This window comes from Methanomicrobia archaeon (genome assembly GCA_016930255.1).
In the GTDB taxonomy this organism is placed as follows: domain Archaea; phylum Halobacteriota; class Syntropharchaeia; order Alkanophagales; family Methanospirareceae; genus JACGMN01.
This window is the reverse complement of sequence record JAFGHB010000039.1, coordinates 1-12,291: the sequence shown is the minus strand read 5'-3', so window position 1 is coordinate 12,291 and position 12,291 is coordinate 1. Positions and strand designations below refer to the sequence as shown.

Annotated in this window: 12 protein-coding genes and 1 tRNA gene; 12 read left to right on the top strand and 1 reads right to left on the bottom strand. The window is 48.9% G+C overall.

Features of this window, described 5'->3' with window-relative positions; genetic code table 11:
• The first annotated feature begins 265 nt into the window (after positions 1–265).
• The 4 genes from JW878_06015 (at position 266) to JW878_06000 (ending at position 3,237) form a co-directional block, all read left to right on the top strand.
• Positions 266–895 (top strand): hypothetical protein, encoded by a 630-nt coding sequence (locus JW878_06015; GenBank protein MBN1762612.1) that lies wholly within the window; start codon positions 266–268, stop codon positions 893–895.
• 43 nt (positions 896–938) lie between these two features.
• Entirely contained in the window at positions 939–1,520 is a 582-nt protein-coding gene (locus JW878_06010) for an SIMPL domain-containing protein (protein ID MBN1762611.1), read from the top strand.
• A 391-nt stretch (positions 1,521–1,911) separates the two neighbouring features.
• Positions 1,912–2,421: a hypothetical protein gene (locus JW878_06005; protein MBN1762610.1), complete on the top strand. Its 510-nt coding sequence runs from the start codon at positions 1,912–1,914 to the stop codon at positions 2,419–2,421.
• A 210-nt stretch (positions 2,422–2,631) separates the two neighbouring features.
• The gene (locus tag JW878_06000) at positions 2,632–3,237 is read left to right on the top strand and encodes a hypothetical protein (GenBank protein ID MBN1762609.1); all 606 of its coding nucleotides are present in this window, start codon (positions 2,632–2,634) and stop codon (positions 3,235–3,237) included.
• Between the two features lie 132 nt (positions 3,238–3,369).
• Here the strand turns inward: JW878_06000 and JW878_05995 are convergent, their stop codons facing one another.
• Positions 3,370–4,560: an MFS transporter gene (locus JW878_05995; protein ID MBN1762608.1), complete on the bottom strand. Its 1,191-nt coding sequence runs from the start codon at positions 4,558–4,560 to the stop codon at positions 3,370–3,372.
• Positions 4,561–4,606: 46 nt separating this feature from the next.
• On the opposite strand from JW878_05995, the gene JW878_05990 reads away from it, so the two are divergent.
• The 8 genes from JW878_05990 to JW878_05955 form a co-directional block, all read left to right on the top strand.
• A complete protein-coding gene (locus tag JW878_05990) occupies positions 4,607–4,825 on the top strand; it encodes a hypothetical protein (protein ID MBN1762607.1) in 219 nt (72 codons plus the stop codon).
• 62 nt (positions 4,826–4,887) lie between these two features.
• Positions 4,888–4,958 (top strand) — tRNA-Gly (locus JW878_05985).
• Positions 4,959–5,092: 134 nt separating this feature from the next.
• The gene (gene prf1 / locus JW878_05980) at positions 5,093–6,193 is read left to right on the top strand and encodes a peptide chain release factor 1 (GenBank protein ID MBN1762606.1); all 1,101 of its coding nucleotides are present in this window, start codon (positions 5,093–5,095) and stop codon (positions 6,191–6,193) included.
• Between the two features lie 113 nt (positions 6,194–6,306).
• A complete protein-coding gene (locus JW878_05975; GenBank protein MBN1762605.1) occupies positions 6,307–7,659 on the top strand; it encodes a TraB/GumN family protein in 1,353 nt (450 codons plus the stop codon).
• 163 nt (positions 7,660–7,822) lie between these two features.
• Positions 7,823–8,125, top strand: a complete 303-nt coding sequence (locus JW878_05970; protein ID MBN1762604.1) for a signal recognition particle protein Srp19 — start codon at positions 7,823–7,825, stop codon at positions 8,123–8,125.
• 8 nt (positions 8,126–8,133) lie between these two features.
• A complete protein-coding gene (locus tag JW878_05965; protein ID MBN1762603.1) occupies positions 8,134–8,790 on the top strand; it encodes a histidinol phosphate phosphatase domain-containing protein in 657 nt (218 codons plus the stop codon).
• A gap of 9 nt (positions 8,791–8,799) precedes the next feature.
• Positions 8,800–9,975, top strand: a complete 1,176-nt coding sequence (locus tag JW878_05960; protein MBN1762602.1) for an acetylornithine transaminase — start codon at positions 8,800–8,802, stop codon at positions 9,973–9,975.
• A 79-nt stretch (positions 9,976–10,054) separates the two neighbouring features.
• A partial coding sequence (locus JW878_05955; protein ID MBN1762601.1) for a hypothetical protein occupies positions 10,055–12,291 on the top strand: 2,237 nt, incomplete at its 3' end.

The following is a 12,291-nucleotide window of genomic DNA, read 5'->3' as shown; positions in this document are numbered from 1 at the left end:
GATCAAGGAAGTATCGAGCGAGAAAGAGAAGGATTACAAAGTGCTCCTGGATTCCAACGACGCGATAAAGCCGCTGTTCTGAGGTGAGCAAACGGGGATTAAACACCAGTAGTAAATAAAAAACGAGGAATAAGGGGGTTGATGCCTGAAAAATTCACTCGGTCGTAAAAGTGGTGTGCGGGTAAAAGAGGATACTCAGAATGAAACGAGCGCCGATTCTGGCTATTCCGGATCTGAAGAAGCCCATAGGTAGAGGTGGGTAGCCATGGCTCTAGCTCTTGCTCCGGAATATATGGAATATGGATATCACGTGTGTATTGTTATTGCTTTTGCAATAATCGGCTTCGGATTGAAGTATATTGATGACGCGTTTGACGAAGAGACGTTTAGCAAGCGGATAGCGATACTCATGGCCCCTATCCTGGTGATTCTTTGGATTAGCTTATCCATTTTCGATTCCTTTTCAGCAACCGTGTTGTTCGCAATTCTGTTCGCCGTGTTGCTCTCGGGGAAAGTGGACAATGTGACATTTAAGCTGAGTACTATCGCTTTGATTGCCGTTCTCTTCCTGACCATGATGTCACGTTTTTCGTATGGACCCTTGATCGTCCTTACCGTGATGGGGGTCGCGGATGAAAAAGGGAACGATTATGTGGATACCCACAAGACTTATGAACTTGGTGAGTTCTTCTTCGCACACCGCTGCAGCATGAAGGTAGGCACCTTAGGCTTGTGTCTGGCGTCCGCTCTTCCGTGGCTCTATCTCATTGCCTTTTTGGCCTTTGATACTGCCTACGAATTCATCAAGATATTCCAGTATCTCGAAGAACTCAACTTCAGCTTTAAAATTAAGAAAGTACAGCTTGCAATGATCGTCTTGAAGAAATTCAGATAATCAGAAACAAAAGTATTTATGGTACACGCTTTATAGTTTACGCATGAACAAGAAACTAGGCTTTGCTGCGGGCCTTTTGCTTGGTGTGATTGTCATAGTGGCTCTAGCGCTGCTCCTTTCCCCTTCAATTTCCGAGCAGGAAGCGTTTAACAAAACCTTAGAAGTGAGCGGGAGCGGAATCGTTAAAACCACACCGGACGAGGCACACGTGCTGGTAGCCGTAGTGAGCGAAGCGGTAACCGCGAAGGAAGCCGCTGCGATTAATTCTGCTAACATGACTACCATCTTCGCCGAGCTGAAAAGGGCGGGATTTAGCGATGTGAAGACGTTGCAGTATTCAATCACCCCTATCTACACTTGGATTGAAGAGGAGACGCTGAACGGCCGGGAGCAAAAGAGTGTGATCGTGGGATACCGAGCAACGAACATGATTGAAGTGGTGTGTATACCCGACGATGCGGGAACGGCAATCGATGCCGCCATACGCGGCGGAGCGAATAGAATTGACTCGATATCGTTTCAACTTTCGGAGTCTTTGCAGGAACTCGCATACAGCGATGCATTACGCAAGGCGGTCAACAATGCCGGGAGTAAAGCAGACGTGGTGGCTGAGACCATGGGATAACACGGATCTATCCTGTAGAAATCTCAGTCGAGGATTACTACTATCCGGTCTATCGGATTTCAGCGCCTGCTGAAGCCGGTGTCCCGGTACCCACCCCTGCTACACCAATAACACCGTCAGAAGTTGAGGTGACCGCACGCGTAAGGATCATCTACGCATTCTAATGGCTCGCACGCACGGAGCGATACCGACGACGGCCGAGTGCGGAATATGCCGAAGAAGTCGGAGTAAAAAAAAGGATCCTTAGTTTATCCTCGGAAAACGGAACGAACGAGAAAGAAATTTCGAAAGTCTTATAAGAAATACCGGCGAAGAGTATTGCCCGAGACGAGGGGGAAGAATATATGATGTGCCCAAAAATAAGGTCGGAACGATGCCGGTCGGTGATACCATGAAAGAGGAAGATTTACGTGCGTTACTTGCGGAGCAACGATCCCTGGCGAACGAGTACCATACCTCAATATGGCGGAGTGCACACTTCATTTCAGCGTTAGTCACCGCCCTTTTAGGATTAAGTGCAGTATTAACAGGATCTCAAGCGCCGAAAATCCTTATCGTTACCTTTCCTCTCTTGGCTTTACTGTTCAGCCTATTCGGGATCGCCATTTTGTACAGGGGGAGTCGTTATTATTTGCAGGCAACCTATGCGATCTCTGTAATCCGGAATAAACTTGATATCCACAATGCTCTTGATAAGAACGGGCTAAAAGAATTGGGAATTGACGATTTACTCTGCGACAGATTTTCTTCTGCCGAAGACTATGTGAAGAAACGCCGCATGAATTTAACGCAATTCAGAATAAGGACTATCATCTACTGGATCTACATCATATTAGCCCTCATGAGCTTGCTTTTTATTGGCCACGTGATTTTCCCTTATGCTCAGCCAATTGCAATTTAAAAAGATCGCAGGCACGAGTGAACAGGCTGGTTTTACAGGCCGCTTTTACTAAATAAAGAACGACCGAAGGGTAAAACGAACCCGATATGATTACGCGACGAGGGGCTTTTCAGAAGTTAGAAGCTAAAGTAAAGAGAAGTTCAAATGAGTCGCGGGAAATTTACAAAGTTTTATAAAAGGTAATACGAAGCTTATACAGGTGCCCGTATGATGAATCCTGTGATAGTGTTTTGCCTGCTTCTCATGGAACGCATGGCATTGGTAATGCTTGTTGTTTACCTTCTTTCTAAACGCAGGGCATTCAAAAAGGTCTTCAGGTCTACTGGTACAATCTACGATAACGTAGGGATCGTTATTATCTTCAGCGTGCTGGCCATCTATGGAACACTACGGGGTATACCCGTCAGCGGTGCCATTGCTAATATACGGGATCTAGGTCCGATGATGGCAGGGATTCTTGGAGGTCCGATAATAGGGGGTTTAACCGGCGTTATCGCCGCGATACACCGGTATAGCCAGGGCGGGTTTACCGCCATTCCCTGTCCAATCGCCACCATCTTCGCCGGAGTTCTGGCAGGATTGCTCTCGAAGAAGTTTAAACCGGGAGCTGCATATTATTCGAGGGCGATATTTCTCGGTGTCGTTGTGGAACTCGTTCATATGAGCTTAATTCTCGCTATTGCTCGACCACTCTCAGAAGCGATACACCTTGTCGAACAAATTGCGATTCCAATGGTCGCGGCAAACACGCTCGGCGTACTGATCTTTTTATATATCCTGAAAGAGCAAAATCATTGGGAAACGAATAGCTCATAAGAGACGGAATTAAAGGTGCTTTTTGGAGACCATTAAATTGAAAAAAGCCCAGCCCATGCGCTGATCATTGCACTCGCTCATCAGCCGTTACCCCGTTGAACATTTGCCAGATTCCCTTTCTTCGCTCTGCCCTCAGAAGTCGCAAAAATGTTTTCTAAGAGCAACGAACAGGAGAACAGCTATGATACTGACCGTACTGCCAAAGAGAAAGGTCAAATGATGGGTGGGCGTTACATTCCATAAAAAGCCCGCGACTAAACTTGCTGGTAACGTTAGTATCCCAATCATGGTATGAAACGTGCCTAACGCAGTAGCCCGCAAATCAGCAGAGGACAGGTCAGAAATAAAAGCCCGCTGGTTACCGTCTATCATCGCATACACCACGCCGTACAGCGGGAATAATATCAAGAAGGCAGAGAGCGAGTCAAAGTAGGCGAATCCGAGGCAGGTTACGGAAAAGAGTAGATAGCCGGCGATAAGCACGCGACACTTCCCTATTCTGTCGGAGAGCGTGCCAAACGGAATGGCGAGCAGGGCGTAGGAGATGTTAAAGAGGACATATAAGAAGATCGCAAGAGCAACGGACTCCTTCAAGGGCATGAGTGGCATAAACGCCGTCTCCGCCTTGAGAATAAAGAACATGTAGGTGAAATTGGCGAGTGCAAAGACGGAAGCCACCGTAATGAAGAGCATAAGAGGCCGAGACAGCTTTCTCAGGCTTATTTGCAGGTTTATTTCCTGCGGTGCTCGCTTGCTCTCCTTGATGAAATGAATCGGTACGAGCGAAATAAAAGCGATGATCGCGGCGATAAAGATGATGTACATGAATTCAAACTCTAGGAACCAATACAAACTGAGCGCCGCCAAACCGCCGAAGATCGCACCCAGCGTATCGAATGCCCGGTGAATGCCAAAACCCGTTCCTCTTGCGTCCGGCATAGAATCGGCGATGATAGCGTCTCGCGGTGCGGTTCTCAAGCCCTTGCCCACGCGTTCGAAACTGGCGAAGAGCAATACGTGCTGCCAGATCCGAGAGAATGCGAGCAGCAATTTGAAGCCCGCAGAAGTCAGATAGCCACCGAAGACAAATATCTTTCGCCTCCCTACTCGGTCAGACCAGTAGCCCGAAAGGACCTTTAAAATACTCGATATGCTGTCCTGTAATCCGCCGATTAGCCCCAAAATCAGACCCGCACCGCCCAACGAGGTTATGAGTATCGGTAAGATCGGGATGATCATTTCGCTGCTCAAATCGTTCAGAAAACTAACAATGCCCAAGAGAAGTACGTTTGCGCTTATTCCTTCGAGGTGTTTGGCCTTCATTGCACACGTCTCGTTTTATAATTCCCGTTTTATAGAAATAAAACCCGTGTTTAAAGAAGAAGAGGCCTTCGAATCCGGCAATGAGGAAAACGACGATGACATACAACAGGATAACGCGTCTCAATCTGCCTTGTTAGCTTGTGCATTTCTGAAAGAGCCACTAACGGGATCAGAAAGCGTATTTCAATTACGGTTATTAGAGAGAATACCGGAGTTCGCGTGTACGGACGAGTATTGTTGCGTGATGACGGTAAAAATGGATTAGGACGGCAACGTGCCGGTAAAAATATATAAGTAACTCGGCGTAATAAATAAGCAGAGGAAAGCGCGTCGATGGTCTAGAGGTATGACTTGGGCCTTCCAAGCCTACAGCCCGGGTTCAAATCCCGGTCGACGCATCCACTAACCTTCTCTTTTATTTCACTATAAAAGAAGAAACGCGGTGAGAGAGCAGGAAAATCCTTTTTGGGTTTTTACGAGCGCACACGCGATATGAATAAGTGAGCGCAAAAAAGGAATAAGGTTATGAGCTATGGATCAAATAAAGAAGTACGAATTCAGGAAAGTATTAGAAGAATTGAGGGAGAAGAGCGGACGAGGCACGGAGCTCGTGTCAGTTTACATTCCGCCTGATAAGCAGATATCTGACGTTACGTCTCAACTCCGTGACGAACACGGGCAGGCAATGAACATCAAGAGTAAGATTACCCGCACGAACGTGCAAAGCTCGCTGGAATCCATCTTGGCGAAGCTGCGCTATGTGCGCGTGGGAGAAAACGGTCTGGTGATCTTCTGCGGTGCCATCGACAAGGGCGGAGACAAGACAGATATAGAAACGTACATCGTGGAGCCGCCAGCAAAGATCTATTCTTATATTTATCATTGCGATTCGAGTTTCTTCCTCGAGCCGCTGGAAGAACTCGTGACGGAGAAAGAGAAATACGGCTTGCTCGTGCTGGACAAACGAGAAGCGACGATCGGGATCTTGCATGGTAAGATCGTGGAGCCCGTGAAACACCTGACGTCGTCCGTTCCGGGTAAGATACGGAAAGGCGGGCAGTCTGCGGCTCGATTCCAACGTCTGCGTGAGATCGCAACCGATGATTTTTATAAACGGATCGGCGAACACACATCACAGATCCTGCTTCAAGTTGAGGGACTCAAGGGGCTTCTGATCGGTGGTCCGAGCCCAACGAAGGAGGATTTCATAAAAGGGTCGCACCTGCATTACGAACTGCAGAATAAGATCCTCGGGGAGTTTGACGTCGCGTATACCGACGAATCAGGCCTTTATGAGCTCGTGGACGCGGCGGGAGAAGTTCTGGAAGGAATGGATTTGATGCGTGAGAAGAAGCTCATGGCGCGATTCATGGAGTTCATAGCGAATAACGAGGCGATGGTGGCATACGGTGAGCAGGACGTGAGAAAGAACCTGGAGTTGGGCGCCGTGGATACGTTGATGATCTCGGAAGAACTCAAAGCCGAGTTTGTACGCGAGCTGGTGGAGAAGGCTGAGCTGACGAGCGCGAACGTGGAATTTATCTCGACGGAATTCGAGGAAGGATCGCAGTTAAAACGCGCGTTTGGCGGTGTTGCTGCTCTCTTACGCTATAAAACGGCAGGCTATGCATAATAGGCGTGTAACATTCACAATTTCCCGTGCTCGGAGTGTTCAGAATTTATAACTCCGCAGGGCTATTACGTACTGATGTACAGGCGGCAAGTACCAAGAGGGCAAAAGCAGGTATGAGCGAGCATGATTTAGGAACTATCCTATTGGTAGGAACCGGGCACGTCTTGGAAAAGAGCGTGAAAGAGGTAGAAGAAGTTATAGAACGTGAGAGGCCTGACGTCGTCGCTGTTGAGTTAGATAAGGGAAGGTTCGACTCATTGAAAGGCGAAGTGAAGGAGTTATCGCCAAAAGAAATGCTCAGCTCTGGCAATCCGTTTTTGATCCTCACGCACTGGCTGCTTGCCTACGTACAGCGCAAAATGGGCGCAGAGTTAGGAATAGAGCCGGGGGCGGACATGATGGCCGCGATAAATAAAGCGGAGGAGCTGGGTTGCGATGTGGCACTGATCGACCGTCCAATACAAATAACGATGCAGCGATTCTGGAAGAAGATGCGGCTCTGGGAGAAGCTCAAGATGCTCTTTTCTATTATCTTCTCGATCGCCAGCATAGGAGGCGACAATGGAGCGGAAGATGAGGGTGGCGAAGGAAAGGAGCGCGGGGATAAGAAATTCTTGACCGGTGTTATGGGCTCGAATCAAGAGATCACGCTTGATCGACTGACGGATGACGACGTCGTGACGCAATTGATGAAAGAGCTCCGCGAGTTCTCACCCGGTGCCGCAACGGCACTGTTAGATGAACGAGACGCGTATATCGCAAGGAGCTTACTGGAACTGCAAAGTAAGCCGGTGGTAACATTCGAGCGAACTGCATCGTATCAGCCGTCCGAGACGTGGGATCCAACCGCGGCCGTGCATGAAGCGCCAAAAATAGTTGCAGTCGTCGGTGCGGGGCACGTAGCGGGAATAAAGAAATTTCTAAGTCAGCCTGAGTTGTTACCAACGAAGGAGGAGTTGAGCTCGCTGCCGAAGAAACGGGTTAACATATCGATAGGGAGCTTGTTAGGGATCGGGATTGGCGTAGCGTTCGTGGTTATCCTTTTAGCCTTCATCTTCACGGACATATCAGCAGATGTGCTGCTTCGAGCGTTTCTGTGGTGGTTCGCTATCAACGGCGTCCTCTCGGCGGCTGGTGTGGTCATCGCACGCGGGCATCCAATTTCGGCGCTTACCGCATTTGCCGTGGCCTGGCTTACGTCACTCAACCCGTTTTTAGCGGCTGGTTGGTTCGCCGGGCTGGCGGAAGCGCATTTCCGAAAGCCGTCTCTGGACGATGTAAAGAGCATGCTCGAGGTGGAATCGGTGCGGGAATTGATGAGCAACCGGCTGTTTAAAGTTATCCTTGTCGCGGCACTGGCGAATCTGGGCAGCATTGCGGGCACGTTCATCGGTGCGTACGTCGTATGGCAGCAGTTGGGTATCAATATTCAGGATATATGGGCTGGGCTGCAATCACTTTTATAAACGCTTCCTTGATGAAGCATTCCAGCAATCTCAAGTTATTTCTTCAGCAACGTCAATCCTCAAAGAGCAATCTATCATCAATCAACGAGAATAAGTATAGCGATTTGATTCCGGCCATCAAGCTTTTTCTTTAGTTAAGGTCTCTTTTTCAAAAGAACAGTTTATGAAGAAGATGGTCATCTGGCCTGCGTATCTGGCCGCGGGAAAAACGAAAAGCGAAGGGCGACTCGTCGCGCGCAAGCACGCTGTGAAATCGCCAAAAGTGGAGGAGATCGAATCGGTTGCGCGAACGCTCAACCTTGAGCCTGAAGTGGAGAAGGAGAAGGCGTATCCGAAGGCGCACTGGGACAAGAGCGGTCGCGTGTTAGTGACTAAAAAAGGCCGTAAAGGCGAGATCGTGCAAGAAATTGCGAACGGGATAAAAGAGCTGCGTGAGAAATCTAAGACTAAGAGCGGAGGCAAGTAAACGTAAAAATGTTTGATCTACATACGCATTCGCTCCTCAGCGACGGCGAGCTCATCCCGAGCGAATTGGTAAGGCGAGCGGTCGTTCACGGCTACGAAGCGGTTGCAATAACGGACCACGTGGATTTCACGAACGTGGAGCACATACTGAAGTGTTTACAGAAATCAGAACTCCAGGCTAACCCAAACAGTGAGATAGAAGTGATAAGAGGCGTGGAAATCACGCATGTGCCGCCAGAGAAGATCGGGGCACTCGTGAAAAAGGCAACGGATTTGGGTGCGGAACTGGTGGTGGTGCATGGCGAGACGATCGCGGAGCCTGTGGAAAGCGGCACGAACAGAGCAGCCGTGAGCAACCCCGCCGTGAACATACTCGCACATCCCGGCCTGATAACAGAAGAGGAAGCGGAACGAGCAAAGGAAAATGGCATTTATCTCGAAATCTCGTCACGAAAGGGGCATTCCCTGACCAATGGGCACGTTGCGCAAGTCGCACGGAACGTCGGAGCGAGCGTCGTGCTCAATTCGGATTTGCATTCTCCGGACGATTTCCTGACCGAAGAATTCGGTGCACGAATCCTCGCAGGTACCGGGTTAGACCCCGACGAAGTGCGAAAAGCGATGGACGTGAATCCTCGGAAATTGCTGAAGGAGCTAGGAAGGTGAATGGATGAGATGTTTTCGTCTCAGGAAGAGATTATTGCGCTTGAGAAGCGGTATATCATGCAAACATACAAAAGGCCGCAGCTCGTACTCAAAGAGGGCAAAGGCGCGGTAGTGAAGGACTTCTTCGGTAACGAGTATATCGATTGCGTGGGTGGCATTGCGGTGAATGCCGTGGGGTACAGCCATCCCGTTGTTGTCAAGGCGATCCAGGAACAGGCAGCGAAACTCATGCACGTCTCCAATCTGTATTATACGGAGCCGCAGGTGAAACTCGCAGAGAAGCTATCGGAGCTGAGCGGCATGGCCAAGGCGTTCTTCTGTAATTCAGGCGCGGAGAGCATAGAAGCCGCAATGAAGCTGGCATGTAAAGTAACCGGCAAGCGTGGCTTCATCGCGGCACAAGGAAGTTTTCACGGCAGAACCGTGGTTTCCCTGAGTGCAACGTATGAGCCGAAATTCAGACGCCCGTTCGAGCCGTTGCTCCTAAAGAGCGTTAAATTCGTGCAATACAACGATGCCGAGGCGATTCGAGACGCGATCGACGACGAGACTGCTGCAGTTATATTAGAGCCCATCCAGGGCGAAAATGGCGTAATTGTGCCCTCTGCGGGCTATTTGAACGAGGTACGCGAGATCTGCACGGAGAAAGGAGTCTTGCTGATTCTGGACGAGGTGCAGACCGGGTTTGGCCGCACCGGTAAATGGTTTGGCAAGGATCACGATGGTGTCGAGCCGGATATAATGACACTTGCAAAGGCGTTGGGCGCGGGCTTCCCCATCGGCGCCATGCTTGCACGCGATGGCATAGAATTCGAAGCCAGTGAGCACGCGTCAACCTTCGGTGGCAATCCGCTGGCGTGTGCGACGGCATTAGCCTCTATTAGCGTGATGGAAGATGAGAAACTTGTGGAACGGTCACGAGAACTCGGCAACTACGTCATGGAGCGAGTTCACGGTGAGAACGGACTGGAATCACGTCTGGTGGTGAAGGAGATACGAGGCAAAGGGCTGATGATGGCGATCGAATTAGTAATGCCCTGTAGCGAACTCCTAGATAAGGCTATTGCACGAGGAATCCTGCTCAATTGCACCGTCGGGAATGTGATTCGATTGGTCCCACCATTAGTCATCAGTAAAGAGCAGTTGGATACAGTGGTTTCGGTCCTGCAAGAGCTTATCGAGTGAATAAGCATACGTCTAAGAGTTCGAGCAGAACAGAAACGTTTAAATGTAACATTGAAGTGTACGTTTATATAGAGTGATAATGTTAAAACACTCTTCAAAATCACTCTGTATCTTCGCGTTTTTCGCCATCTGCATGCTCGTAGCGGCCGCTTTGCAGCCAGCCATCGCCCGACCTGCTGAGACTACGTTACGGTTGGATTCAAAACCAGCGCCTTCTTCCATCACACCCGCCACCGCTTCCGCTTTGAGCGCGCTTGGGCAGATGCGTGCCGCGGCGAATCAGCAGCAGAGCTTTGAAATCGATGTGGATGCCCTTCAGAATGCAACGCCTTTGACTAACCGAACAGATACTGACGGTGATGGTCTCTACGACTCGGTGGAGTGGATACTCGGCACTGACTTGAACAATTCAGATTCGGATTTCGACCTATTGACTGATTCGTACGAAGCGAGGAATAATCTGGACCCTCTGGAGCCGGATTCAAACGGTGATGGTTTATCGGATTATTTCGAGGTGACAAACGTCTCCTCTCTTGATTGTGATGATGATGGCTTTCCCAATCAGTGGGATTTCGATAATGATGGTGACGGCGTGACTGATACGTTAGATTTGTCCCCGTTCTCAAAATCCAGCACAAGCGAAAGCTTCAATTTTGATATCAAGACCAACGGGCATCCCACATACATAAACTTCCAGCTAAGACCTGACAATCCTGACAATATGATGCTGCCTTTACGGACTTGGGACTGGCCCTATGACTGTAAGGGCACGATGCAGGATCTGGATAATTCCACGGATGATATCCAAATTATCCCCATGCTTGAGTTGACCTTAAATCAGGTTCCAGCGCAATCAGAGGTGACGGATTATGGTATTGGCATCTTTGCCGACAGGGCATATGTTCCTCTCGCTCAGGTCCAGAGCCGCGGGGCAGATGTGGCTCTAGGTGGCAAAATGTTCTATCCCGCCTCTCAGCCGCTTGACATCCGAGGGAATGCAAGTCTTATCTGGCTGGTGAAGGCAAAGACCGACCGCATGGAAAATGGGACAATACTATCCGAAAATACCACGCTTGTCAAGTATAACGAACGCTTTACACTCACCGGGTTCAGTGTTGAGGAGAGCTATGGTAATGACGTAGGCCTGTTTTATAGTGATGATATTAACCAGACGATAGGTGCCAACTTTTTATTGGCATATGCGTTCCTGAGAAATAATCAGACTTTAGTATACGATATGCCAGCAGAACTTGCCAATCATAACGTGAGTATTACTTCGTCAATCAAGAGCTTCTCGCATCAGGATCTGGCATTGTTGAACATTACCAGCAGGATGACGCCCGCTGCCCTGAATTCGCTGCCCGAGAACCAGATTCTTCCTGTTATTGCTGCTTTTGCGAGTAATTTCACGAAGACAGAGCTGTCCGAGATTGACTCGCACTCCTGCATCCTGGGAAATAATCTCTCGGTAGACTTGCGGAGCGAGCCGATGATTACCATGAAAATGTTGAAGACAAGCTGGTATAATACCACCACTCAAGAAGTCCTTGAAACAAAAGCGGTTATGGCTGAAATGCAGGAATGGGGAGAGTCTATCGGTCTGGAGGAAGATACCTTATCCTCCATGATGCTCTTAGCGCTTGCTTGGAATGTGGGTGAGTCAACCGTACCAAGGATAGGGGATGACCTTACCGATTTCAAAGCGTATGAAAAGCCCTTTGTAGCAAGTCTTGTAGAGACTTCTGTAAGTACTGCGTTCAAAGTGGTTTCCGTTATTAATGACCTTATAGGTTACGTAGTAACGGGAAAATACCTTTTCACTGCTTTCAAGACTGTTAAGGCTGAGTGGTTTGGCCTTCTATCTACTTGGGAAACGCTTGGAAAGGCATTTAAAGCTGTTGCCGATACCAGTACAAAGCTGACGAAGGTTCTTAATGCGGTCACGATAATTTTGAGTGTCGTAGGGCTGGTACTTGATATAGGCTTTGCACTGCTCGGTTTCTTTCTCATTTCTATGAGTGAAGGATGGTCAGCAACCGGAACATTCCAAGGATTTCTCTATGCGGCCATTATGAGCTTATATGCGATTTGTCTTTTCCTTATTGGACTCATATTTTTCCTGATCGGAATGCTTGGGCCCGTGGGCTTGATTATCGCAATAATAGGGGGGATCATCCTGGGCGTGATCGGATTAATCGATATGATACTTGGGTTCTTTGGCATAGGCTTCTCTGATTTGATTCTATGGCTTGTAAGCCAACTCCATAAAACTTACATGAGAACCAATGTTGGACTTGATATGCTCAATACTTCGGT